Here is a 24,812-nt window from a genome sequence, read left to right on the forward strand (position 1 = left end):
AGTGCATGGCGTAAAACAAATTATAGCCGGACGCTCAGGCAACGTAGTTTTTCATTGCCTGGGTCAGCCATTCCATAAAGACCTGAACCCGACGCGTCAGGTTGCGGCGATGGGGATAAATCAGCGAAACGGGCATCGGTTCGGCGCGAAAATGCGGCAGGATCTCGACCAGCTTTCGCTCGGTCAGCGCCTGTTTTACGCCGCGTTCCGGCACCTGAATAATGCCCAGGCCGGCCAGACAGGCGGCGCGATAGGTTTCCGTGCTGTTAACGGTTACCGTTCCACCGGTTTGAATATAGCGGCTATTTTTACCGTCAAAGTATTCAAAGCCCGTCGGCTGCACGCCAATCTGCTGGCTGTAGTGCACCATCGCGTGCGAGACGAGATCGTCCGGCGTGGCCGGCGTACCAAAACGCGCCAGATAGTCAGGGCTGGCGCAGTTAATCAGCGTCAGCTTACCCAAAGGCCTGGCGATCAGGCCGGAACTTTCCAGCACGCCGACGCGCACCACGCAGTCAAAGCCTTCCCGCACCACGTCCACGCGTCTGTCGCTGCTGCTCAGCTCCAGTTCGATGCCGGGATAGTGCTGCATAAAATCCGGCAGCAGCGGCAGGATATAGTCGCACGCCATGCTGATGGGCATATCCACCCGCAGCTTGCCGCTTAGCGTGGCGGGATCGTGCTGGAACAGCGAATCCATTTCATCCAGCGTCGCCAGCACGTCGCGGCAGCGTTCGTAATAGATCAGGCCGTCCTGCGTCAGCTGGACGCGCCGCGTGGTGCGGTGCAGCAGCCGCACGCCCATCGCGTTTTCCAGCGATTGCAGCTGCCGCGACAGGCTGCCTTTAGGCAATCCCATGCTGTCGGCAGCGCGGGTGAAGCTCTGAAGTTCAGCGACCCTGACGAAAACCTGCATTGCGTGAATTTTATCCATTTATCCGCCCATTGTTGCTTATAACGAAACAGTGATGCGTAGCCAGGACCATTTATAGATCGCTTTGCGAGCAATATCCTGTTTTTTATCCACAGCGGAACCTACGGAGCGAGAAATGAGCCATAAAATTGCGGTTATTACCGGCGGCAGCCGGGGTTTAGGCAGAAACGGTGCGCTGAAGCTGGCTGAAAAGGGCGTTGACGTGATTTTTACCTGGCGCAGTAAAGAACAGGAGGCGCAGGCGGTCGTTAAGGAAATTGAAGCGCTGGGCGCCCGTGGCGTCGCGCTACAGCTGGACGTCGGCGACAGTCAGGCCTTTCCCGGCTTTGTCAGCGAAGTGCAAAAACAGCTAAAAGCGATCTGGCAGCGTGACAGCTTTGATTATTTATTAAACAACGCAGGCACGGCGCTGCATGAGCCTTTTGCGTCGACCACGGAAGCGCAGCTCGAGGCTTTGGTTAACGTCCATTTTAAAGGGCCGTTTTTTCTGACGCAGCAGCTGCTGCCGCTGATAGCCGACGGTGGGCATATCCTTAATGTCTCCAGCGGCCTGACGCGTTTCAGCCAGCCTGGCTCCGGAGCGTATGCGGCGGTAAAAGGTGCGATGGAAGTGTTAACGCGCTATCAGGCGAAAGAGCTGGCGGCGCGGGGCATTCGCGTCAATATCCTGGCACCCGGCGCTATCGCAACGGACTTCAGCGATGGGCGAGTACGCGACAATCCGCAAATTAATGCGTTTATCTCTTCCGTCACGGCGCTGGGTCGCGTGGGGCTGCCGGACGATATCGGCAAGGCGATCGCCATGTTGTTCAGTGACGAAAGCGCCTGGATCACCGGACAGCGCATCGAGGCGTCCGGCGGCATGTTTCTCTGAGGCGTTTCAGGCCGGGAATCGTCGCGCCTCCCGGCTTTAGCCTCAAAGACGGATAGTGCCGTCTATGACCGTGACCGTCTGGCCGCCAATCCAGGCTGTGCCCGACGCCCAGCTGACGCTCAGGCGACCGGCGCGCTGTAAGGCCGTGCCCTGACGCACGCGGTAATCCAGCTCCACGCCCTGCGCCTGCAGGTAGCGGGCGAGACAGGCGTTGGCGCTGCCGGTCACGGGATCTTCGCACAGCGAGCCGTGCTCCATCAGCAGGCCGCGCACCTCATACTGTTCCGCTGCGCCCTGCAAAGGGCCAAACGGCATCACGCCGGTCACGCGGGCTTTTTTCAGCAGCCGTTCAAATTCCGTAACGTTGGGTTTGATCGCCAGCACCGCTTCGGCGGAAACCATTGGTACCAGCAGAAAACGAATGCCCATATCCGCAATCATTACCGGCAGACGGGTTTCTATCGCATCGGTGTTTAACGCGCTGCCCAGCGGCGCCTCGTTAAATTCCGTCAGCGTCGCCTCCGGGGCGGCAAAAGCCAGCGCGCCGTCGTCGGCAATCTTAACCTTTACCAGCCCCAGCTCGCACTGCTGCACAATCTGGCCCGGCTTCTTCAGGCTAATACCGGATTCCAGCAGCGCATGGGCCGTACCGAGCGTTGGGTGGCCAGCGAACGGCAGTTCGCCGTCCGGCGTAAAGATACGCACCCGGTAATCGGCGGCCTCGTCGGTTGCCGGCAGAACAAAGGTGGTTTCCGATAAATGCGTCCAGCGGGCCACGGCCTGCATCTGTTCTGTGCTGAGATCCTCGGCCGCCATGATCACCGCCAGCGGGTTGCCGTTTAAGGGCGAAGAGGTAAAAACATCAACCTGTTTAAAAGCACGTAGCTGCGTCATCTGTCTCTCCTTTCCATTAATTTTCTTTGACAATATCAGGAATTTTCCCGGTCGGGGTGCTGAAGAGGTGCTATTTTCAGGTTAAGGAGCGCCGTTATCAGTTCACGCTGTAACAGGTAGCCTAAACCCGAACAAAAAAGTGACGGAAATATGCTGAAAATACTGGGGCGTGCATCGTCTATCAACGTCCGTAAAGTCCTGTGGGCCTGTGAGGAACTGGGTATCGCCTCTGCACGCGAAGAGTGGGGCGAAGGCGCCAGATCGCCTCAGGAGGCCGAATTCAGGGCGCTTAATCCCAACGCATTAATGCCGGTTATTCAGGAAGGCGATTTTATATTATGGGAGTCCAACGCCATCATTCGCTATCTGGCGAACGCTTATGAAGGCGGCTGGCTCTACCCACAGGAACCGCGCGCGCGTGGACGGGTCGATCAGTGGATTGACTGGCAGGCCACCGAACTGAATACTTCCTGGCGCTATGCGTTTATGTCGCTGGTGCGGCATTCCCCCGCCCATCAGGATCCGCGCCTGCTGGCCGCCGCCTGTAAAGGCTGGAACTACACGATGGCTATTCTTAATCAGCAGCTGGAAAAAACCGGCGCTTTTGTCGCGGGCGACGCGTTCTCGCTGGCCGATATCCCGATTGGGCTGTCGGTGAACCGCTGGTATGAAACGCCGATGGAGCATCCCGAGCTGGCGGCGGTGCGCGCCTACTACGAGCGCCTGACGAAGCGTAAGGGCTACGCGCACTGGGGACGCAACGGGATGCCGTAACGGCTCAGGCTATGCCGGGCGGGATGCCGCTCATCTCGCAGGCCAGCTCGCCGGTGCGCTTCAGTGCCCAGGTATAGCGTTCGTCAAAGTGGTAGCAGCAGGTCAGCCGGATCGCGCTGTTGCAGCGGTCGCTCAGCGTATAGAGCGCGCCCGGCGTCAGGCAGATTTTCTCCTGCAGCAGGCGGTGGAACAGATCGATGCAGTCGATCTGGCCCGGCAGCTCGACCCAAAAGATAAAGCCGCCGCTGGGCAGCGTCGCTCTGGTGCCCTGCGGGAAATGCCGGGCGATCAGGCCGCGCGCCTCATCCATTAACGTGGCATAGCGGCGACGCATGGTGCGAAGATGACGATCGTAGCCGCCGGATTCCAGAAACAGCCCAAGCGTTTCGCTCAGCAATTTTGATTCCGTCAGGGAAGAAACCGACTTAAGCCGCGCCAGCGCCTGGGAAAAACGTCCCGCCGCTATCCAGCCAACGTGAAAATCGGGCGCCACCGTTTTAGTGAAGCTGGCGCAGTGCAGCACCCAGCCATCCGTATCGAAAGCCTTTACCGCTGGCGACAGCGGCCAGCAGAATTGCAGCTCGTCATAAAGCCCATCCTCGATCAGCGGCACCTGATAATGGTTAACCAGCTTCGCCAGCCGCTTTTTATCCTCCAGCCGCATGGTGCAGCCCAGCGGATTTTGTACCGTCGGCATGGCTACCAGCGCCTGAATGCGCTGCTCACGCAGCACCAGCTCCAGCGCGTCCAGCGACAGACCGTGCTGCGGATCGGTAGGCAGCTCCAGCACCTTCAGGCCCAGGCTCGCCACCAGAGGGAAGAGGTAGAAATAGGTGGGCGTTTCCAGCCCGATGCAGTCGCCGGGCCTGGTGACGGCGCGCAGAGCCAGCTGTAGCGCCTCCATACAGCCGTGCGTCAGCGTAATATCTTCGGCGGTGAGCATCATGCCCAAATCCGCTACGCGCCGGGCGATTTCACGACGCAGACGCTGGCTTCCCGGCGGCAGCGCGTAGCGGCCGATCAGCCCAGGTTCGCGCCGCAGCAGCGAAGCCATAATGCGGCTGATTTTCGCCGTCGGAAAGAAATCGCTGTTTTGCGGGCAGGCCAGCGAAAGGTTGATATAGTCCGGATGGTTTTGCGCCGCAAAGACGGTATCGATCAAATCGAGCTTCTCGCTGCCGGGCGTGCGCACCTGTGACTGGTGGCCGTTGCGCGCCCTTAACGAAGGCAGAACGCCCCGGACATAGTAGCCGGACTGGGGACGCGCTTCGATCAGTCCGCGATCTTCCAGTAGCCGATAGGCCGTCAGCACGGTGTTAACGCTGACCTGATGGATAGCGGCGCAGCGGCGCACGGCGGGAAGGCGGCTACCCGGCAGCCAGGTGCCGTTGTGAATGGCTTCCGCCAGCGTTTCGGCCAGCTGGTGATACAGCGTCTGCTCTTGCGGATCGATAATGGACACAGTCACGTCTCCGGCTAATGGGTACAGTTAATCGATAACAAGGATTGTGCTCATAACAATAGTGGATTTCTGAATCTGTTACCATCATCGCAGACGCCTTACCATGTTCTTCTCATTCACTTGCAGGAGAGCGGCCATGCTCGATCCCTCTTTTTTCAGCTACGTTACCGTTATGTCGATCACGCCTGGGCCGAACAATCTGATGCTTGCCACTTCCGGCGTTAACTTCGGGATGCGCCGCACCGTGCCGATGATGTTCGGCATCACGCTGGGCTGCGCCTTGCAGATAGCGATCGCCGCGCTGCTGCTGGACAGCCTGCTGCTGTGGATGAGCGCCATTCGCCTGCCTTTAACACTGCTGGGCTGTGCCTATCTGTTGTGGCTGTCATGGAAGATTTTCCGCGCGGGCGCGCCGGAACTGCGGGAAAAAGCGAGGCCGCTGACGCTGCTGGGCAGCGCGCTGTTTCAGGTGGTCAATCCAAAGGCCTGGCTGATGGCCACCAACGTAGCGCTGATCTATTCCGCCAGCAGCGGCATCCTGCCGATCATGAGCGGTTTCGCCGCGCTGAATCTGCCCTGCATTTTGGTCTGGGCGATGATGGGCGACAGATTGGGCAGGCATTTGCAGGTGGCGTGGAAGCTGCGGGCCTTTAACAGCGTGATGGCGCTGTCGCTGGTGGCCACCATCGGCTGGATGCTGGCAGAGGTGTTAAAGCCATAAAAAAGGGCGGCCCGAAGGCCGCCTTCTGTTTTAGTCTCCGACTTCGCCGCCGCCTTCCTGCGACGGCCACTTCCAGTCCCGTACTTCCGGGATATCCTCGCCGTATTCACGCACCCAGGCGTGATGAGCCGCCAGCTTCTCCTGAAGCTTGTCCAGCACGTCGGCGGCTTTCTCCTGCAGACCGGGCACGCGCAGGATCGCTTCCTGCGCCAGATGGTAACGATCCAGCTCGTTCAGCACCGTCATATCGAAAGGCGTGGTGGTGGTGCCTTCTTCGTTAAAGCCTCTGACGTGGAAATTCGGATGATTATTGCGCTGGTAGGCCAGGCGATGGATCAGCGCCGGATAGCCGTGGAAAGCGAACACCACCGGCCTGTCGCGCGTAAAGATCGCATCAAAATCCTGCTCTTCCAGCCCGTGCGGATGCTGGTCGCGGATTTGCAAAGCCATTAAATCCACCACGTTAACGACGCGAACCGACAGATCGGGCAGATATTGCCGCAACAGATCGACGGCCGCCAGCGTTTCCATCGTCGGCACGTCGCCCGCGCAGGCCATTACCACGTCCGGCTGTTTGCCTGGCTTCTCGTTGCCTGCCCAAGGCCAGATGCCCATGCCTTTCTCACAGTGCGCGATAGCCTCATCCATGCTCAGCCACTGCGGCTCCGGCTGCTTGCCGGCGATGATCACGTTAATGCGGTCCCAGGTTTTCAGGCAGTGATCGCCGACCCACAGCAGAGTATTGGCATCCGGCGGCAGATAAACGCGAACAATATCGGCTTTCTTGTTGATAACGTGATCGATAAAACCGGGATCCTGATGGCTGTAGCCGTTGTGATCCTGTCGCCAGACGTGCGAGGAAAGCAGATAGTTAAGCGAGGCGATCGGCTCGCGCCACGGCAGCTTGCGGGACACCTTCAGCCACTTGGCGTGCTGGTTGAACATCGAATCGATAATATGAATAAAGGCTTCGTAGCAGTTGAACAGGCCGTGGCGACCGGTTAACAGATAGCCTTCCAGCCAGCCCTGACACTGATGCTCGCTGAGGATTTCCATTACCCGCCCATCCGGCGCCAGCTGCTCGTCGTAATCGCGGATCGCCTCCATCCAGGTGCGATTAGTGACGTCAAAAACCTTGCTCAGCCGGTTAGAGGCGGTTTCGTCCGGGCCGAACAGGCGGAAGTTATCAGGGTTATCGCGGAAGATAGCGCTCAGATAGCTCGCCAGCACGGCGGTAGACTGCTCCTGCGTGTCGCCAGGCTTATCGATTTTTACCGCAAATTCCCGAATATCCCGCGTTTTTAACGGCTTGCGCAGCCGGCCGCCGTTGGCGTAAGGCGTCGCGCCCATGCGCTTTTCGCCCTGTGGCGCCAGCGCCTGCAATTCGGGTTTAAGCCTGCCTTGTTCATCAAACAGATCGTCAGGCCGGTAGCTTTGCAGCCAGTTTTGTAACAGCTGGCGATGCTCGTCGTTTTCCCGACATTCGGAAACCGGCACCTGATGCGCGCGCCAGAATCCTTCCACCTTTTTGCCGTCCACCGTTTTTGGGCCGGTCCAGCCTTTCGGGCTGCGCAGAATAATCATCGGCCATGCCGGTACGCTGTCGCCGGTGTGGCCCTGACGCGCCTGCTGCTGGAAGTCACGGATGCGATCGAAAGCACGATCCAGCGTGTCGGCCATCAGACGGTGCATTTTTTGCGGGTCGTCGCCGCTGACAAACAGCGGTTCATAGCCGTAACCAGCGAACAGCTGCCGCAGATCTTCATCGCTGCTGCGGCCAAGCAGCGTAGGATTGGCAATTTTGTAGCCGTTCAGATGCAGGATCGGCAGCACGGCGCCGTCCCGCGCGGCGTTTAAAAACTTAGTGCCGTGCCAGCTGGCCGCCAGCGGGCCGGTTTCCGCTTCGCCATCGCCGATCACGCAGGGCACGATAAGATCCGGATGATCGAAAGCCGCGCCAAAGGCGTGCACCAGCGAATAGCCCAGCTCGCCGCCTTCATGGATGGAGCCGGGCGTTTCCGGCGCCGCGTGGCTGGGAATGCCGCCGGGAAACGAAAACTGGCGGAAAAGATGCTGCATGCCCTGCGCGTCCGCGCTGACTTTTGGGTAGATTTCGCTGTAGGTGCCTTCCAGCCAGGTATTGGCGACCATGCCTGGCCCGCCGTGGCCGGGGCCGCAGATATAAAGCAGGTTGAGATCGCGCTGGCGAATAATGCGGTTCAGGTGCGCATAGATAAAGTTCAGGCCCGGCGTGGTTCCCCAGTGCCCCAGCAGACGAGGCTTGATATGTTCAGGCTGCAGCGGCTCGCGCAGCAGAGGATTAGCCATCAGGTAAATCTGCCCGACCGAAAGATAGTTAGCGGCGCGCCAGTAACGGTCAAGCAGCGCTAATTCAGTCTCGGTAGCGGAATGGGGTGAAGAGGTGTCCATCAGCTGCTCCTTTTAAATGAGTCAGCTAAAAGCATAGACGCCTGGAGGAGTTGTGCAGGAAGCGGCAAAATGCGCGCGTAAAAAAGGCGGGAGATCCCGCCTTCAGGCTTTACTATTTACCGATTACGGCTGCGGCCACCGCCGCTTCGTCATTGGCCGCGGTAAACGGCGTGTAGTCGAGCTGCAAAACGCGGCTGGTTTCCGCCAGCTGGTGCTCGGTTGCCGCCACGTTGCCGTTCAGCTTCTGGCCGTAAGAGGGCACAATCGCTTTCAGCTTCGCCTGCCATGCCGACGTCGCCATTTGCTCAGCGAACACTTTGCTCATCAGATCGATCATAATAGGCGCGGCCGTGGAAGCACCCGGCGAGGCGCCCAGCAGCGCGGAGATGGTGCCGTCCTGCGACGTGACGACCTCCGTGCCCAGCTTCAGCACGCCGCCTTTCTGCGCGTCTTTCTTGATAATCTGTACGCGCTGGCCCGCCTTAACGCGACGCCAGTCCTCTTTTCTCGCCTCCGGGAAATAATCCCGCAGCGCCTGGCAGCGATCGTCATCGGTCAGCATGACCTGGCCAATCAGGTATTTCACCAGGTTAAAGTTATCCAGCCCGACGTGCACCATTGGCTTAAAGTTCGACGAGGTCATGGAGCCGAACATATCCCACAGCGAGCCTTGCTTCAGGAACTTCGTCGAGAAGGTGGCAAACGGCCCGAACAGCAGCACCTGCTTGCCATCCAGCATCCGCGTATCCAGATGCGGCACGGACATCGGCGGCGCGCCAACGGAAGCTTTGCCGTACACTTTGGCCAGATGGCGCTTCACGATCTCCGGGTTTTCGCTTACCAGGAACTCGCCGCCGACCGGGAAGCCCGCATATTCTCTGGCTTCTGGAATACCGGTCTGCTGGAGCAGCGTCAGCGCCGCGCCGCCCGCGCCGATAAAGATATATTTCGCGCGGATGGTTTTCCGGCGGCCGTTGTTTTTCAAATCGGCCACGGTCACGTTCCAGCTGCCGTCGCCGTTGCGCTTAAAGCCGCGAACCTCATGGGCGGTTTCCAGCGAAAAATGCTGGTTTTTCTGTAGCGATGCCACCATCTGGCGCGTGATTTCGCCGAAGTTCACGTCGGTGCCGGTGGTGATGCGCGTGGCGGCAACGCGATCTTTGTCGTCACGTCCTTCCATCAGCAGCGGTGCCCACGCCCTGATTTGCTCCGGGTCTTCTGAATACTCCATACCGCGGAACAGCGAGCTTTTCTGCAGCGCCGTAAAGCGTTTCTTCAGGAACGCCACGTTGTCGTCGCCCCAGACAAAGCTCATATGGGGAACGGTGTTGATAAAGCTGCGTGGATTGCGCAGGACGCCTTTCTGGACCAGATGGGACCAGAACTGGCGCGAGATCTGAAACGCTTCGTTGATCTCGACGGCTTTTTTGATATCGACCGAGCCGTCTTCTTTCTGCGGCGTATAGTTCATTTCGGCCAGCGCGGCATGCCCGGTACCGGCGTTGTTCCAGCCGTTGGAGCTTTCTTCAGCCACGCTGTCCAGGCGTTCGATCATACTGATGCGCCACTCGGGTTCCAGAGCCTGCAACCAGGTGCCAAGCGTAGCGCTCATCGCACCTCCGCCGATCAGTAATACATCTTTTTCTTCATCTGCCGTAGCGGCTTTCGCAGAGCCCATAGCGGCCAGAAGTCCTGCTAATTTTGGCATGAGGCGACTTCTCCGTATGTTGATAAATCAACATGGTGAGCAGGTGAAACGGCGCGATCTCTTTCGGACCGTGGTAGCCGCTTCGCTGAGTACAGTGCGCTTCCATCACAAAAACGGATGATTAACGCGCGTTAAGCGTTGTGGAAATATACCATTGTTACGTAGCAATTAAAAAATTGTTTAAAGATTAAAAATGAGAATGAATAATCAAACAAAATTAGAGGAAGTAATACCAGAGGCTGCTTCAGCGAAACGGCAAAGAGAGTTAGCGGTTATTTATTATTAATTTTCATAAGGATAATTTGGTTTTCTTCGGATGGGGTTGTGCAAAAAGCAGGCAGGTAAAGCCTGAAAAGCAGGCGTGAGCAGGGAAGATCGCAGAGAATTTAGTTGTTATTAAATGTTAACTGATTGTTAAGTGGGAAAGGCCGGCGGACGATTCAGCCGCGTGGCGGGTAAAATGAGGGTGGATATCTCCGTGCGGACAGGCCGATTTAAAAAACCTCCGCGCAGGCCGGGCAAAAAAATGCCTGCTCCGCACGGGCGGAACAGGCGTCACAGATTGATACGTCCGGCATGCTGCCGGACGGAACAGGCACTGTGCTTTATCGGCAGCGTCAGGCTTTTTTAGCCGCTGCGGCAGCCTTAACGATTACCGCGAAAGCATCCGCTTTCAGCGATGCGCCGCCAACCAGCGCGCCGTCGATATCCGGTTGGGCAAACAGCTCGGCCGCATTCTTATCGTTAACGGAACCGCCGTACTGGATAATGACCTGTTCTGCGACAGCGGCATCTTTTTTGGCGATATGGTCACGGATAAATTTATGCACGGCCTGGGCCTGTGCAGGGGTAGCGGATTTGCCGGTGCCGATAGCCCAGACTGGCTCATAGGCAATGACCACGCCGTTGAACGCGTCAGCGCCCTGGGTTTCCAGCACGGCGTCAATCTGGCGTGCGCAAACTTCTTCGGTTTTACCCGCTTCGTTTTCCGCTTCGGTTTCGCCAATGCACAGTACCGGGATCAGACCGGCCGTTTTCAGCACCGCGAATTTTTTGGCAATCAGCTCGTCGCTCTCTTTATGATAAGTGCGACGCTCGGAGTGGCCGATAATGATGTATTTCGCGCCTACGTCTTTCAGCATCTCGGCGGATACTTCGCCGGTGAACGCGCCAGACAGGTTAACGTCCACGTTCTGCGCGCCAAGCACGATATGGCTACCCGAGCTGGCGTGCTTCGCCAGATCCAGATAAATCGTTGGAGGGGCAATGGCTACGCCGCAGCCATCGACGGCGCTCAGCTCATTACGCAGACCGGCAATCAGCTCGTTGACCATGTGTTTGCTGCCGTTCAGTTTCCAGTTACCCATTACTAACGGATGTCGCATTCTATCCTCCACGCTTAGCGCGATACGGTTTAATTACCCTGCCTCAGCAGCGTTGTCTGCCGGACAGTATAGAGATCAAAGCCCTTCAGAGCTTTGCTTTTCGTCATTTTTAAACCCGGTTAGCTGCCGTTCAGGGCGAGTTTTACCGGCTCGATGGCGAAGGTCAGCCCTTTTTCGCCGTTGTCGGCCACCACGTAGCGCAGCGCGCCTTCCGCCTGGGCATAGTAGCGCGAGCCTTTCCCTTTACTCAGCAGATCGTCCAGCCGCTTCTGACTCTGTTCCTGAGTCAGCGTCGGTTCAAAAAACCGCGTCAGCGCAATCATATAGGCCAGCGCTTTATCCCGTGCGGCTTTCTCTTCCGGGCCGGGCACCGGCAGCCAGGTAATCTGTAACGTTTTGATCTTTCCGGTTCCCTGTTCCAGCGCGGTAGAAGAGTAGAGATTTTCATTGATCTTGCTGGCGGCACGGGTCAAATTACTTTTATCACCGCGGCTGTCCGTCGCCCGGTATTCAGCAATCTGTAACTTTGGATTGATAGCATTATACTTTTCGCGAAACTGGCCGATAGTCATATCAAAGGTCGGCGCACCCGCCAGAAGATAGGGCGCTGTAGGCATATGTTCAGCACGCTCCTGAGGATCGGCTTCGGCCCGAACGGGCGCGGTACTCAGCCAGACCAGTAACGTAAAACCCGTGAACAACGCTTTATTCATTATCTGTCGCTCTAACTAATGCAGTTAACGCAAGATTAAAACGGACAATGACCGGCAAAGTCAAAGCCTGACGCTGTTCTGAGGAAGAAAAAATGACCTTACAAGCGTGGTGTTTTTCCTGGCGTGGCAGGCTGGGGCGGCGCGATCTGTGGATTTGGCTGACGCTGTGGCTGGTGCTGCTGACCGTGCTGTTTACCCTGGCCGCGCGAGGCTGGATCAGCACGCAGACCGCCGCCTTCTGCGTGGTCAGCCTGCTGTGGCCGTCCAGCGCCGTGGTGGTGAAACGTCTGCACGACCGTAACAAATCGGCCGCCTGGGCTTTGCTGCTGATCGTGGCGTGGATGCTGCTGGCAGGGAACTGGTCGGCGCTGCCCGCCACCTGGCAGTGGACGCTGGGGCGCTTTATTCCCACGCTGATCCTGGTGACCATGAGCCTGGAGCTGGGCGTGTTCAGCGGCAGCAAGGGCGCCAACCGCTTCGGCAAAACGACGTTGCAGGTGAACTATTTTGGCCGTCGGACGCCCGATTACCAGTAGTGTTCGCTGGTGATATGGCCAGGCTTACGTTTCAGGTGCTTGCGCATGTCGCGCGTCTCTTTCAGCAGCTGCTGGGTGTCTCTGACCATCTGCGGGTTGCCGCACAGCATGATATGGCTCTCTTCTGCCGTCATGGGCAGCCCGACGGCGGCTTCCAGCTCGCCACGCTCTATCAGCGCGGGCACGCGGCCGGTCAGCGACCCCTCGGCCGCTTCGCGGCTGACCACCGTCTGAATACGTAGCTGTCCCTGATAGCGCTGCTCCAGCGCCTGCATCAGCGGCAGATAGCTCAGGTCCTGCGCGTAGCGGACGGCATGGACGAGAACGATATGCTCAAAACGCGCCAGCCCTTTGCCTTCCTGCAGGATAGAAAGATAGGGGCCGATAGCCGTCCCGGTCGCCAGCATCCACAGCGTTTTGCACTCGGGGATTTCATCTATCACAAAAAAACCGGCGGATTCTTTGGTGATCATCAGCTTCTGGCCCGGCTGCAATGCATGAAGTCGCGGGCTTAATTTGCCTTCCGGCACCGTCACCAGGTAGAACTCCAGGTTGGCGTTGCTGGGGGCGTTCACAAAAGAGTAGGCGCGCTGCACGCGTTCGCCGTCGACTTCCAGCGCCAGCTTGGCGAACTGTCCGGCAATAAAGGGATCGATGGGCGCGGTGACGGTAATGCTGAACAGGCTCTCCGTCCAGTCCTGCACCTGCTGTACTGTGGCGTTGACCCACTCGGCCATAGTGCGCTCCTTAGTCAAAACGGTTGAATAGCCTATCTTCGCTACGGAACGGCTTTTTTGCCAGCCTCCGTGTTGCGCAAAGCTCATATCGACAAATCCGGCATCCGACGTACAGTTTCATTTACGCCGCTGAACGCTTTTGCTGACACTTAATTAAAGACCATTTTTCCTTGCCCTCTCGCTTTGTCATGCGTTCCTGATATTTTCCTCGCTATCGAAAACCCTTCCTGGCCAATCGTTCTGTTTAATGGCGATTTAGCCGATAAATTGTGCTGATAAAATGAAGAAAATTGCAAACGGGCATTTGCTGGTGATGCTGATCGCGCTGGTGGCCGTCGGTCAGATGGCGCAAACCATTTATGTCCCGGCGATGGCGACCATTGCGCAGGATTTTGGCGTGCGCGACGGCGTGGTGCAGCGCGTGATGGCCGCGTATCTGATGACCTACGGCGGCTCGCAGCTGCTGTATGGCCCGCTGTCGGATAATATCGGGCGGCGTCCGGTTATCCTGGGCGGATTAACTATTTTTATGATCGGTTCACTGGTCGCGCTCGGCGCGCCGACCTTCGATCTGCTGGTGCTGGGCAGCGCCATTCAGGGGCTGGGAACGGGCGTGGCGGGCGTAATGGCTCGCACCATGCCGCGCGATCTGTATGCGGGCGGCGCGCTGCGGCAGGCCAACAGCCTGCTGAATATGGGCATTCTGGTCAGTCCGCTGGTTGCGCCGGTGATTGGCGCGCTGCTGACTCATCTGTTTGGCTGGCACGCCTGCTTTATTTTTCTGCTGCTGCTCTGCCTGGGCGTGGGCACGGCAATGCTGCGCTGGCTGCCGGAAACGCGTCCCGCGCCGTTGGAAAAACGCGCGCTTTTTTCACGCTATAAGCCGCTGCTGGCTGACAGCACCTTTGTGCGCTATCTGATTATGCTGATGGGCGCGCTGGGCGGCATCGCCGTGTTTGAAGCCAGCTGCGGCGTGCTGATGGGCGGCGTGCTGGGACTCAACAGCCTCACGGTCAGCCTGCTGTTTATTCTGCCGATCCCGGCGGCGTTTTTCGGCGCGTGGTTTGCCGGTCGCGACAATAAGCCTTTTCAGCAGCTGATGTGGTGGTCGGTCAATAGCTGCCTGCTGGCTGGCGCGCTGATGTGGATCCCGGCCTGGTTCGGCGTGATGACCATCTGGACGCTGGTGGCGCCTGCCGCGCTGTTTTTCTTCGGCGCGGGCATGCTGTTTCCCCTGGCGACCACGGGCGCCATGGAGCCGTGGCCCTATATGGCCGGTACGGCGGGCGCGCTGTTGGGCGGCCTGCAAAACCTGGGATCGGGCCTGGCGGCCTGGCTGTCGGCGCTGCTGCCGCAGAACGGCCAGTTCAGCCTGGGAATGCTGATGTTCGCCATGGCGCTGCTGATCCTGCTGTGCTGGCTACCCTTGTCGAAAAGGCCGGAGATGCACGCGGTATGAAGTAACGGGCCAAACGGCCCGTAAACATCCTACAGAATATATTGATGCAGGCTCGCGTCCTTACGATCCAGATAGTGAATGGACTGGATGCGGCGGATAGTGCGCGATTTGCCGCGCACCAGCAGCGTTTCGGTGGTGGCGACGTTGCCCTCGCGCGTAATGCCTTTCAGCAGATCGCCGCTGGTGATGCCGGTTGCGGAGAAAATAACGTTATCGTTGCGCGCCATGTCGGCCAGCGCCAGCACCTTTCCGGCTTCAATACCCATTGCCCGACAGCGTTGCAGCTCCTGTTCACCCAGCGCGCGGTTTTCCGGCGTATCGCCTTTGACCGCGTGACGCGGCAGCAGGCGTCCCTGCATATCACCATCCAGCGCGCGGATCACCGCCGCCGAAACCACGCCTTCCGGTGCGCCGCCGATGCCATACAGCACGTCCACTTCGCTGTCCGGCATACAGGTCAGGATAGAGGCGGCGACGTCGCCGTCGGGAAAGGCAAAAATTCGCACGCCCAGCTGCTGCATCTCGGCAATCACGCCGTCATGGCGCGGCTTGGCAAGAACGGTGACGGTCAGCTCCGTCAGCGGTTTTTGCAGCGCCCGCGCGATATTTCGCAGGTTTTCCGCCAGCGGCAACGCCAGATCGATAGCGCCTTTCGCGCCAGGGCCAACCGCCAGCTTTTCCATATACATATCGGGCGCGTTCAGAAAGGTGCCTTTATCGCCAACGGCCAGCACGGCCAGCGCGTTGGCCTGGCCCATGGCGGTCATGCGCGTGCCTTCAATAGGATCGACCGCGATATCCACCGCATCGCCCTGGCCGCTACCCACTTTTTCGCCAATGTACAGCATCGGTGCTTCGTCGATCTCGCCTTCGCCGATGACGATTTGCCCATCGATATCGACTTTATTCAGCATGATACGCATGGCGTGCACCGCAGCGCCGTCGGCCGCGTTCTTGTCGCCGCGCCCCAGCCATTTATAGCCAGCCAGCGCTGCCGCTTCCGTTACGCGTGAAAATTCAATAGCGAGTTCTCGTTTCATAATGGGCCTTACGCAAAGTAATGAAGCAGGAAGTCTGGCATGGCGGGGAGGAAAAACGCCAGCATTCTTATCGCCGGGTTCTGAACATCAGGGAGGAGGGGCGGAACAGATGCCCGCAGCCGTGGCGACTGCGGGCGAGAAGACGTTACTCTTCGTGGTCTTCCCATGCCTGAGCGCGGGAAACGGCTTTCTTCCAGCCTGCATAACGATAGTTACGCTCGGTGGTTTCGATGCTCGGACGGAATTCGCGTTCAATGACGGCCTTGGCACGGACTTCATCCAAATCTTTCCAGAAGCCGACCGCCAGCCCCGCCAGATAGGCGGAACCCAGCGCGGTTACTTCCAATACTTCCGGGCGTTCGACGCGGGTGCCCAGGATATCGGACTGGAACTGCATCAGGAAGTTGTTGGCTACCGCGCCGCCATCGACACGCAGAGACTGCAGGCGGGTGTTGGAGTCATTCTGCATGGCTTCCAGCACGTCGCGGGTCTGGAAGGCGATAGATTCCAGCGTGGCGCGAATAATATGGTTCGCGTTCGCGCCGCGCGTCAGGCCGAAGATAGCGCCGCGCGCATACGGGTCCCAGTAAGGCGCGCCCAGGCCGGTAAAGGCCGGCACCATATACACGCCGTTGCTGTCTTTCACCTTGGTGGCGAAGTATTCGGAATCGGTGGCGTCACCGATTAGCTTCATCTCGTCACGCAGCCACTGGATAGACGCGCCGCCGATAAATACCGCGCCTTCCAGCGCATAGTTGACTTCGCCGCGCGGGCCGCAGGCGATAGTGGTCAGCAGGCCGTTAGTGGAGGTGACCGCTTCCGTGCCCGTGTTCATCAGCATAAAGCAGCCGGTACCGTAGGTGTTTTTCGCCATGCCCGGCTGAACGCAAAGCTGGCCATACAGCGCCGCCTGCTGGTCGCCCGCGATACCGGCGATAGGGATACGCGTGCCGCCTTTACCGCCGATATTGGTCTGGCCGTAGACTTCGGAAGAAGACTTCACTTCCGGCAGCATTTCACGCGGGATATCCAGGATATCCAGCATGCGCTGATCCCACTCCAGCTTGTGGATGTTGAACATCATGGTACGCGAGGCGTTGGTGTAATCGGTGATGTGCACCCGTCCCTGCGTCATTTTCCATACCAGCCAGGAATCGACGGTGCCGAACAGCAGCTCGCCGCGCTTTGCCCGCTCGCGCGAGCCTTCAACGTGATCCAGGATCCATTTAACCTTGGTGCCGGAGAAGTAAGGGTTAATCACCAGCCCGGTAGTGTGCTGAATATACTCTTCCAGCCCCTCTTTTTTCAGTCGGGCGCAGTAGTCGGCGGTGCGCGGATCCTGCCAGACGATAGCGTTATAGATCGGCTTGCCGGTCTCTTTGTCCCAGACGATAGCGGTTTCACGCTGGTTGGTGATGCCAATGGCGGCTATCTCGTCCGAACGGATATCGGCGTGGGCCAGCACTTCCACCAGCGTGGAGCTTTGCGACGCCCAGATGTCCATCGGATCGTGTTCGACCCAGCCGGTCTTAGGATAAATTTGCTGAAATTCGCGCTGGGAAACCGCAACAATGTTGGAGTCGTGATCCAGCACCACGGCGCGGGAGCTGGTTGTGCCCTGATCCAGCGCGACGATATATTTTTTATCTGTAGTCATAAATCCTTCCTGATGTGTAAAGGGTTAGCACTTACGCTTTACGCTGTTCAGCACGCGCTATCGTCTCTGGCTTCTTTACCGCAGCTGCGCCAGGCAGGTTACGGGCGATCAGAGAGCGGTAGCCGAATGCACCCACGCAGGCGCCAACAATCGGGCCAAAAATTGGCACGAGGAAATAAGGAATATCGCGGGCGCCGGTGAAAGCAACGTTACCCCAACCGGCCAGCCAGGCAAAGATCTTGGGCCCGAAATCACGGGCCGGGTTCAGGGCGAAGCCGGTCAACGGGCCCATTGCACCGCCGATAACCGCGATAAGCAGGCCGATCAGCAGCGGAGCCATCGGGCCGCGTGGCAGGCCGTTGCCGTCGTCGGTCAGCGCCATAATCAGCCCCATCATCACGGCAGTGATCACGGCTTCAACCAGGAAAGCCTGGCCAACGCTGATATGCGGATTAGGGTAGGTAGAGAAAATACCGGCCAAATCCAGGCTCTCGACGCTGCCGCGCACCATATGGTGCGTCTGCTCGTAGTCCAGAAACAGGTTATGGTAGAGCGCATAAACCAGCGCGGCGGAGCAGAAGGCGCCTGCCACCTGCGCCACAATATAAGGAATAACTTTACGGCCTTCGAAGTTGCCAAACAGGCAAAGCGCCAGGGTCACGGCCGGGTTCAAATGCGCTCCGGAAATGGCCGCGCTCAGGTAAACCGCCATGGCAACGGCGATCCCCCAGATGATGCTGATTTCCCACAGGCCGAGTACCGCGCCTGCTACCTTTGCCGCCGCGACGCAGCCGGCACCAAAGAAAATAATCGTGCCGACGCCGAGAAACTCGGCGATGCACTGCCCTTTAAGGGTGGTGGTTGTCTGGCTCATGATGTTGGTTCCTGAAGGCGAGGTTAAATGGTGTACGGCTTTTTTTTCTCTTTCCCTGAGTCGCCCCAATCTTGTGTGGGGTTGTTGTGAATTTATCGTTAACGAGCATAAACGAGAAATAGCGAAATCAAAAGTTGTGTGCTGCTTCAAAAAAATGAGCGTTTTCGCGTCTTTTAACGGAATTTTCCTGCGGCTTTTGGCTTTCGTTTTCCATTTCATGTTGCAATTTGTTAACAATACCCGCGCAGGGATCGCGGGTAAATGTTACAAACACCAGGTCTGCGCTGAAAAACGCGGCTCTCTGCGCCGTAGCAGGTTCGTTGCTGGACTTGGCGGGCCGCTCTACATACAATCGGAACATCGTTGTGAGCCGCAGCGGGTCGGCCAGTGTCGATCGCGCCGCGTCTGCAACATCAACGCCTTGCGATTAGGAGAGGTCATTTACGATGTCATTTGAAGTGTTCGAGAAACTGGAAGCAAAAGTACAGCAGGCGATTGATACTATCACGCTGCTGCAGATGGAAATTGAAGAGCTGAAAGAGCAGAACAACAACCTGAATCAGCAGGTTCAGCAGGCCGCGGGCAACAGCGAATCCCTGGTGCGTGAAAACCAGCACCTGAAAGAGGAGCAGCATGTCTGGCAGGAGCGTCTGCGTGCGCTGTTGGGAAAAATGGAAGAAGTCTGAGTCAGGTTTGACGGCAGGCGGTAAAAGAACGGGTGCCAGTCAGCACCCGTTTTTGCTATATGCCAGCCGGTGGATCTTCTGGAAGGATAAGGTTTGCTATTCGATATCCAGCGGATCTTCGGAAAGGATAATACCGGTATTGTCGGCATAAAGATGGTCGCCTGAAAAGAAGGTCACGCCGCCAAAATTGACGCGCACGTCGCTTTCGCCAATGCCTTCGCCAGCGGCGCCAGCCGGGATAGCCGCAATCGCCTGAATGCCGATATCCAGCTCTTCCAGGTCGTCTACCTGGCGCACGGAGCCGTAGACCACCAACCCTTCCCATTCGTTTTGCAACGCCAGGCGAGCCAGCGCCGCATCGACCAGCGCGCGCCGTACAGAGCCGCCGCCGTCTACCAGCAGCACGCGCCCGCGTCCGTTTTCTTCCAGCAGATCATACAGAAGCCCGTTATCTTCAAAACATTTCACCGTGGTGATTTGCCCGCCAAACGAGGTGCGGCCACCAAAGTTTGAAAAGAGCGGTTCAACCACGTTCACATCTTCATGATAGATGTCGCAGAGTTCGGAAGTATCGTATTTCATAAGGGGTTCATCTGTTCGCCACAGGGAGACTAAGTATATCGCTTTCTGGCGGTTGTTGGCAAAATCATCAGTTGTTAAAAATTGCGGCAGGTCAGGGACATCGCGATTAGTTCATCGCCAGACCAATGGCGAAAAGCAGATTAACCAGCAGCGTCGCTTTTACCGTTTTCTCCAGCACGGGCCGCATAGCGGCGGCGGCGGTATGTTTGATAACAAAGCGTGCCTGGCCGAACAACAGCGGCGCGCTGAGCAAAAACAGCCAGCCCGACGCGTCCAGCATCGCCAGTTTGGCATACAGGCCAAAGCAAAACAGCGCGCCGGAAAGCAGCATGGCATGGTAATAGCGCGCGTTACAGGCGCCGAGCCGTACGGCCAGGGTGAATTTACCGTTCCGCCGATCGCTGTCGATATCGCGCATGTTATTGACGTTGAGCACGGCGACCGCCAGCAGGCCGCAGCCGGTCGCGGGCAGAAAAGCCAACAGATGCAGACCGTGCGTTTGCAGATAAAAGCTGCCCACCACGCCCAGCCAGCCAAAGAAAACCAGCACAGAAAGATCGCCCAGCCCAAGATAGCCGTAAGGTTTTTTCCCTACCGTATAGGCGATGGCGGCGACGATGGCCAGCGCGCCCAGCGCCAGAAAGCCGAGCATATCGCCGAGGCTCTGACAGGCGCGTACCACCAGCGTTACGCCCGCGATCAGCGTCAGCGCAACCGTCAGCGTCAGCGCAAAGCGCATCTGCTTCAGGCCGATCAGCCCTTTCTGCATGCCGCGTAGCGGGCCGAGGCGATCGGGCGTGTCGCTGCCTTTTACCGCATCGCCATAGTCGTTGGCCAGATTGGACAAAATTTGCAGCAGCGCCGTGGTCAGCAGCGTCAGCAGCGCGACGGCCGGATCGAAATGTCCCTCACGCCAGGCCAGCGCCGAGCCGGTAATCACTGACGCGCAGGCTAAAGGCAGCGTACGTAAGCGCAGGCTTTCCAGCCATGCGCGGAAAGAGGTAAAAGCCGGAACTGCAGAGATATTGTCGCTCATCAGGCTGGGCCTTTGCTGAAAGAGGATGAATGCCGGAAAGCGACCAGTTTACTGGCTGTCTGCACGCGGAGAATTAATCCACGTCAGGAATTGGGCGGGAAAGCAGATGCGGCGGACAAAGAAAAACCCCGCGCGTAAGCGACGGGGTTTAAAAAGGCGCGAGCGTGGAAGATTACAGAATAAAGCGGCTGAGATCTTCGTCCGCTACCAGCTCGTCCAGATGTTTACCAACGTAATCGGCATCGATGGTGATCGACTCGCCGTTGCGGTCGCTGGCGTCGTAGGAAATCTCTTCCATCAGGCGCTCCAGCACGGTATGCAGACGACGCGCGCCGATGTTCTCAGCGGTTTCGTTCACCTGCCAGGCTGCGGCAGCGATGCGGCTGATGCCGTCTTCCGTAAAGTGGATATCCACGCCTTCGGTCTTCATCAGCGCCTTGTACTGCACGGTGACGGACGCGCTTGGCTCGGTCAGGATGCGCTCAAAGTCGTGCGTGGTCAGCGCCTGTAGCTCAACGCGGATCGGCAGACGACCCTGCAGTTCCGGGATCAGATCGGAAGGGCTGGCGACCTGGAACGCGCCGGAAGCGATAAACAGAATGTGGTCGGTTTTCACCATACCGTGCTTGGTGGAAACGGTGCAGCCTTCCACCAGCGGCAGCAGGTCGCGCTGTACGCCTTCGCGGGAAACGTCCGGGCCGGAGCTTTCGCCACGCTTACAGACCTTGTCGATTTCGTCGATAAACACGATGCCGTGCTGCTCGACCGCGTCGATCGCTTCCTGCTTTAACTCTTCCGGATTGACCAGTTTGGCGGCTTCTTCCTCGATCAGCAGCTTCATCGCTTCTTTGATCGGCAGCTTACGCGGCTTCTGCTTCTGGCCGCCGATGTTCTGGAACATCGACTGCAGCTGGCTGGTCATCTCTTCCATACCCGGAGGCGCCATGATCTCGACACCCATTGGCGCGGCGGCCAGATCGATTTCGATCTCTTTATCGTCCAGCTGGCCTTCGCGCAGCTTTTTGCGGAAAGACTGGCGGGCAGCAGACGGCTCGGCAGCGGCTTCCGGCTGGCCCCAGTTGTTTTTCGCCGGTGGGATCAGCACGTCGAGAATGCGTTCTTCGGCCATCTCTTCGGCGCGATAGCGGTTTTTCTCAATCGCCTGCGAGCGCACCATTTTGATCGCGGAATCGGTCAGATCGCGGATGATAGAATCCACTTCTTTACCTACATAGCCCACTTCGGTGAACTTAGTCGCTTCCACCTTAATAAAAGGCGCATTCGCCAGCTTGGCCAGGCGACGGGCGATTTCGGTTTTACCTACGCCGGTCGGGCCAATCATCAGAATATTTTTAGGCGTCACTTCGTGGCGCAGCTCTTCGTCGAGCTGCATACGGCGCCAGCGGTTGCGCAGGGCGATGGCAACAGCGCGCTTGGCGCCGTCCTGGCCGATAATAAATCTGTCCAGTTCGCTGACGATTTCGCGCGGGGTCATTTCAGACATAATCAGGGTCCTTACGCTTTAGACGATAATTCTTCGATAGTAAGATTGTGGTTGGTATAGATGCAGATATCGCCTGCAATACCCAGCGCTTTTTCCACGATGTCGCGCGCGCCAATGTCGGTGTTTTCCAGCAGCGCACGAGCGGCAGCCTGTGCGTACGGGCCGCCAGAACCGATGGCGATCAGATCGTTTTCCGGCTGGATCACGTCGCCGTTGCCGGTGATGATCAGCGAGGCGTTTTCGTCAGCTACGGCCAGCAGGGCTTCCAGCTTGCGCAGCATCCGATCGGTACGCCAGTCTTTGGCCAGTTCGACCGCCGCCTTCACCAGATGGCCCTGATGCATCTCCAGCTTGCGTTCGAACAGCTCAAACAGCGTAAAGGCATCTGCTGTGCCACCGGCAAAACCAGCAATGACCTTGTCATTATAAAGACGACGCACTTTTTTGACGTTGCCTTTCATTACGGTGTTGCCGAGCGTAGCCTGGCCATCACCGCCAATTACTACCTGGCCGTTGCGTCGTACACTTACAATTGTTGTCACGGGCAGACCCCTTGTTACAGTCGAAAGATCTCCCCGCAGGCCTACTGCGGGGCAATGATGCGATCAGATATGGGGGGAATCTGGAAGGTTTCAACCCCCCAAAGAGACAGGAATACAATTTGAGTGGCCGTTGCCGCGCAGGCGTTTCAGCGTGCTGTCGGCGGCGGTGCGGCTGTTGTAAGGGCCGACGATCACGCGATTCCAGCCGCCGCCGCTGGTGATTTTGCTTTCAAAGCCTTCAAACGCCAGCGAGGCGCGTACGGATTCCGCCTGGTCGCTGCCTTTGAACGAGCCGCACTGCACCATCCAGCGCTGCGTCTTCTCTTTTTCGACTTCTTTTGGCTTCTCGGTTTTCGGCTGCGGCTGGCGGACAGGCTCCTGAGCTACCGTCGGCTGCTGGCTGTGCTGCGGCAGCATGTGCTGCTGCTGTGCCGGCTGCTGACGCGATGGCTGTACCTGCGGCTGCGTTTGAACCTGACGCGGCTGGATCTGTGGCTGCGTCTGTACCTGACGAGAAGGCTGAGGTTCTGATGAATAGGCGTTCTGCGGCTGGCGCGACTGCTGTTGCAGCTGCGTCTGCTGCTGCTGGCGCTGTAGCGTTTGCTGGCGTTGGGCTGGCGTCTGCTCGTTCCACGGCACTTCGTTCAGCTGGGTAGGCTGCTGGCGCATATCGGCCTGCATCTGCTCCAGCAGCTGGCGCTGTTCGTCGGTCAGTTGCGTAGGCGAATGCACTTCACCGCCTGCCGAAGGCTCGACGGGCGTCGGCACGGTGATTTGACGGTTCTCCAGCTCTTTAATGTAGCGCCAGCGCTCTTCTGGCTTGGGCGGCAAACCGTTGCCGGCTGCTTTGTGATCCGGAATGACCGGCGCCTCTTCCTCTTTTTTATGATGGGCGATAAACCATAAGCCGCCGACAAACGTCACCAGTACCGCGACGGCCAGACCTACCATGATCTTTGATACACCCGATCCGCTGCTGCGCTTTTTACTGCCGCCGCGGCCGTTGCTCTTTTTGCGACGCGTCCCTGTCGAACGCCCGCGGCCTACGTAATCTTTTTGTGCCACTATCGTTCCGCTAATAATCAATGAAGAGTAAGGTCGGGCCAGCGCGCTGGCCTGCAGCTCGCCATGTTACTCAAGGGCCGGAAGTTTGACCAGCAGGGATACGATTAAGAATCTGCTGAATCTCGGTTTTGTTGCCCAAAAGGAAAGATTTTGTTCGCGCTACGCTTTTTGCCGCAGCGCGGGCGCCGTGCTGCCGCGAATTTTTATTTCAAAATCCAGCAGCCGGGAACCGCTGTTTACCAGCTTGCCCTGTAGCTGTTCCAGCAGCAGATTCATCGCCTCGCGGCCGATGTTGAATCGCGGCTGGGCAATGGTAGTCAGCTGAGGATCGCTGTAGCGCGACAGTTCGATATCATCAAAACCAATCAGCGACAGATCTTTCGGCACGCGCAGCCCCATTATTTTCGCCTGCGCCATCGCGCCCAGCGCCATGATATCGCTGTGGCAGAACAGGGCGTCCGGCGGCTGCGGCAGCCGCATTAGCTGCTTCAGCGCGCGGCTGCCGGCGTCAAACGTGAAATCGCCGCGCACGATATAGCGCGGATCCAGCCTGATGCCGTTGCGTTGCAGCGCCTGAATATAGCCCTGCAGGCGATACTGACACAGCGGCATCTCCTGCGGCCCGGCGACGCAGGCGATACGCTCGTGGCCCAGCTTAAGCAGATGGTTCACCGCCTCGAACGCCGCCGTCAGGTTATCAATGTGCACGGTCGGCAGCGCCAGATCGGGCGCGAATTCATTGGCCATCACCATCGGCGGCAGGCTGCGCTGCTCTTCCGGCCCGGTTTCAAAAGGCACCTGCGACCCCAGCAGCACCATGCCGTCAATCTGTCGGGTCATCACCAGATTCAGGAAAGCGCTCTCCTGACGGTTTTGGTGCGCGCAGTCGCCAATCAGCACCAGATAGCCTTCTTCGGCCGCCACCGATTCCACCCCGCGAATAATTTCGCTGAAAAAGGGGTCGCAAATGTCGGGCACTATCACCAGGATTGTGCGGGACTCGCTGCGTCGCGGATGGCGCACCATGGCATGAGGCGAATAGCCAACGGCAATCACCGCCTCGTCGACTTTTTGGCGCGTGGCGGCAGAAACCTTTTCCGGACTCATCAGGGCGCGGGAAACGGTCGCCGTCGATACGCCCGCTTTTTCCGCCACGTCTTTCATCGTGGCGCCCACGGTTTCTGGCTTGTGCTCCAACG

The 24,812-nt window shown here is 58.3% G+C and carries 23 protein-coding genes and 1 pseudogene; 7 read left to right on the plus strand and 17 right to left on the minus strand.

What is annotated here, in order from left to right; translation table 11 throughout:
- Positions 1-34: 34 nt before the first annotated feature.
- Complete coding sequence (locus tag ACA373_RS20195; RefSeq protein WP_253457048.1) at positions 35-934, minus strand: LysR family transcriptional regulator; 900 nt, start codon at positions 932-934, stop codon at positions 35-37.
- A 115-nt stretch (positions 935-1,049) separates the two neighbouring features.
- Between ACA373_RS20195 and ACA373_RS20200 the strand changes: the two genes are divergently transcribed.
- On the plus strand, positions 1,050-1,808 hold the full coding sequence (locus ACA373_RS20200) for an SDR family NAD(P)-dependent oxidoreductase (RefSeq protein WP_253457052.1): 759 nt from the start codon (positions 1,050-1,052) through the stop codon (positions 1,806-1,808).
- Positions 1,809-1,850: 42 nt separating this feature from the next.
- Here the strand turns inward: ACA373_RS20200 and ACA373_RS20205 are convergent, their stop codons facing one another.
- The gene (locus tag ACA373_RS20205) at positions 1,851-2,702 is read right to left on the minus strand and encodes a PhzF family phenazine biosynthesis protein (protein ID WP_370734994.1); all 852 of its coding nucleotides are present in this window, start codon (positions 2,700-2,702) and stop codon (positions 1,851-1,853) included.
- Between the two features lie 150 nt (positions 2,703-2,852).
- Between ACA373_RS20205 and ACA373_RS20210 the strand changes: the two genes are divergently transcribed.
- Complete coding sequence (locus ACA373_RS20210; protein ID WP_253457057.1) at positions 2,853-3,476, plus strand: glutathione S-transferase family protein; 624 nt, start codon at positions 2,853-2,855, stop codon at positions 3,474-3,476.
- A gap of 4 nt (positions 3,477-3,480) precedes the next feature.
- Here ACA373_RS20210 and ACA373_RS20215 read toward each other — a convergent pair whose 3' ends face one another.
- Positions 3,481-4,938, minus strand: coding sequence for a PLP-dependent aminotransferase family protein (locus ACA373_RS20215; RefSeq protein WP_370734995.1), 1,458 nt, complete (start codon positions 4,936-4,938; stop codon positions 3,481-3,483).
- A 136-nt stretch (positions 4,939-5,074) separates the two neighbouring features.
- Between ACA373_RS20215 and ACA373_RS20220 the strand changes: the two genes are divergently transcribed.
- The gene (locus tag ACA373_RS20220; RefSeq protein WP_253457064.1) at positions 5,075-5,659 is read left to right on the plus strand and encodes a LysE family translocator; all 585 of its coding nucleotides are present in this window, start codon (positions 5,075-5,077) and stop codon (positions 5,657-5,659) included.
- 30 nt (positions 5,660-5,689) lie between these two features.
- On the opposite strand, the gene ACA373_RS20225 is transcribed toward ACA373_RS20220, so the two are convergent.
- From ACA373_RS20225 to ACA373_RS20240, 4 genes and pseudogenes are all read right to left on the minus strand, one after another.
- A complete protein-coding gene (locus tag ACA373_RS20225) occupies positions 5,690-8,089 on the minus strand; it encodes a phosphoketolase (protein ID WP_370734996.1) in 2,400 nt (799 codons plus the stop codon).
- 151 nt (positions 8,090-8,240) lie between these two features.
- Positions 8,241-9,797, minus strand: a pseudogene (gene mqo / locus ACA373_RS20230) (malate dehydrogenase (quinone)); the annotation flags it as partial.
- A gap of 617 nt (positions 9,798-10,414) precedes the next feature.
- A complete protein-coding gene (gene tpiA, locus ACA373_RS20235; RefSeq protein WP_253457069.1) occupies positions 10,415-11,182 on the minus strand; it encodes a triose-phosphate isomerase in 768 nt (255 codons plus the stop codon).
- Positions 11,183-11,301: 119 nt separating this feature from the next.
- Positions 11,302-11,895, minus strand: coding sequence for a YiiQ family protein (locus ACA373_RS20240; RefSeq protein ID WP_125290582.1), 594 nt, complete (start codon positions 11,893-11,895; stop codon positions 11,302-11,304).
- A gap of 92 nt (positions 11,896-11,987) precedes the next feature.
- Here ACA373_RS20240 and ACA373_RS20245 point away from each other — a divergent pair, with 92 nt between their 5' ends.
- Positions 11,988-12,431: a DUF805 domain-containing protein gene (locus tag ACA373_RS20245; protein WP_301730963.1), complete on the plus strand. Its 444-nt coding sequence runs from the start codon at positions 11,988-11,990 to the stop codon at positions 12,429-12,431.
- On the opposite strand, the gene fpr is transcribed toward ACA373_RS20245, so the two are convergent.
- Positions 12,422-13,168 (minus strand): ferredoxin--NADP(+) reductase, encoded by a 747-nt coding sequence (fpr, locus tag ACA373_RS20250; RefSeq protein ID WP_253457076.1) that lies wholly within the window; start codon positions 13,166-13,168, stop codon positions 12,422-12,424. The two genes, ACA373_RS20245 and fpr, sit on opposite strands and share 10 nt — an antisense overlap.
- Before the next feature lie 280 nt (positions 13,169-13,448).
- Between fpr and emrD the strand changes: the two genes are divergently transcribed.
- Positions 13,449-14,627 carry a multidrug efflux MFS transporter EmrD gene (gene emrD / locus ACA373_RS20255; protein ID WP_253457079.1) on the plus strand — a complete coding sequence of 393 codons (1,179 nt, stop codon included), beginning with the start codon at positions 13,449-13,451 and terminating at the stop codon, positions 14,625-14,627.
- A 29-nt stretch (positions 14,628-14,656) separates the two neighbouring features.
- Here emrD and glpX read toward each other — a convergent pair whose 3' ends face one another.
- The 3 genes from glpX to ACA373_RS20270 all read right to left on the minus strand — a co-directional run bounded on the left by glpX (position 14,657) and on the right by ACA373_RS20270 (position 18,198).
- Positions 14,657-15,667 (minus strand): class II fructose-bisphosphatase, encoded by a 1,011-nt coding sequence (gene glpX, locus ACA373_RS20260; protein ID WP_370734997.1) that lies wholly within the window; start codon positions 15,665-15,667, stop codon positions 14,657-14,659.
- 145 nt (positions 15,668-15,812) lie between these two features.
- On the minus strand, positions 15,813-17,324 hold the full coding sequence (glpK, locus tag ACA373_RS20265; protein ID WP_253457085.1) for a glycerol kinase GlpK: 1,512 nt from the start codon (positions 17,322-17,324) through the stop codon (positions 15,813-15,815).
- Positions 17,325-17,355: 31 nt separating this feature from the next.
- Positions 17,356-18,198, minus strand: a complete 843-nt coding sequence (locus tag ACA373_RS20270; protein WP_301252485.1) for an MIP/aquaporin family protein — start codon at positions 18,196-18,198, stop codon at positions 17,356-17,358.
- Between ACA373_RS20270 and ACA373_RS20275 the strand changes: the two genes are divergently transcribed.
- Both ACA373_RS20275 and zapB read left to right on the plus strand, forming a co-directional pair.
- Positions 18,197-18,655, plus strand: coding sequence for a hypothetical protein (locus tag ACA373_RS20275; protein ID WP_253457091.1), 459 nt, complete (start codon positions 18,197-18,199; stop codon positions 18,653-18,655). The genes ACA373_RS20270 and ACA373_RS20275 overlap by 2 nt on opposite strands.
- Positions 18,645-18,884, plus strand: a complete 240-nt coding sequence (gene zapB / locus ACA373_RS20280) for a cell division protein ZapB (RefSeq protein WP_125290575.1) — start codon at positions 18,645-18,647, stop codon at positions 18,882-18,884. The genes ACA373_RS20275 and zapB overlap by 11 nt, the downstream gene beginning before the upstream one ends.
- A 96-nt stretch (positions 18,885-18,980) precedes the next feature.
- On the opposite strand, the gene rraA is transcribed toward zapB, so the two are convergent.
- The 6 genes from rraA to cytR all read right to left on the minus strand — a co-directional run bounded on the left by rraA (position 18,981) and on the right by cytR (position 24,810).
- A complete protein-coding gene (gene rraA / locus ACA373_RS20285; protein ID WP_253457093.1) occupies positions 18,981-19,466 on the minus strand; it encodes a ribonuclease E activity regulator RraA in 486 nt (161 codons plus the stop codon).
- A 106-nt stretch (positions 19,467-19,572) separates the two neighbouring features.
- On the minus strand, positions 19,573-20,502 hold the full coding sequence (locus tag ACA373_RS20290) for a 1,4-dihydroxy-2-naphthoate polyprenyltransferase (RefSeq protein WP_301252487.1): 930 nt from the start codon (positions 20,500-20,502) through the stop codon (positions 19,573-19,575).
- A 172-nt stretch (positions 20,503-20,674) separates the two neighbouring features.
- Entirely contained in the window at positions 20,675-22,006 is a 1,332-nt protein-coding gene (hslU, locus tag ACA373_RS20295) for an HslU--HslV peptidase ATPase subunit (protein ID WP_125290572.1), read from the minus strand.
- A gap of 11 nt (positions 22,007-22,017) precedes the next feature.
- Positions 22,018-22,548, minus strand: a complete 531-nt coding sequence (gene hslV, locus ACA373_RS20300) for an ATP-dependent protease subunit HslV (protein ID WP_012439891.1) — start codon at positions 22,546-22,548, stop codon at positions 22,018-22,020.
- A gap of 90 nt (positions 22,549-22,638) precedes the next feature.
- Positions 22,639-23,613 (minus strand): cell division protein FtsN, encoded by a 975-nt coding sequence (gene ftsN / locus ACA373_RS20305; RefSeq protein ID WP_301252492.1) that lies wholly within the window; start codon positions 23,611-23,613, stop codon positions 22,639-22,641.
- 159 nt (positions 23,614-23,772) lie between these two features.
- Entirely contained in the window at positions 23,773-24,810 is a 1,038-nt protein-coding gene (gene cytR / locus ACA373_RS20310; protein WP_253457102.1) for a DNA-binding transcriptional regulator CytR, read from the minus strand.
- Between the last annotated feature and the right edge of the window lie 2 nt (positions 24,811-24,812).

This window comes from Erwinia sp. STN24 (genome assembly GCF_041320675.1).
GTDB lineage: Bacteria > Pseudomonadota > Gammaproteobacteria > Enterobacterales > Enterobacteriaceae > Erwinia > Erwinia aeris.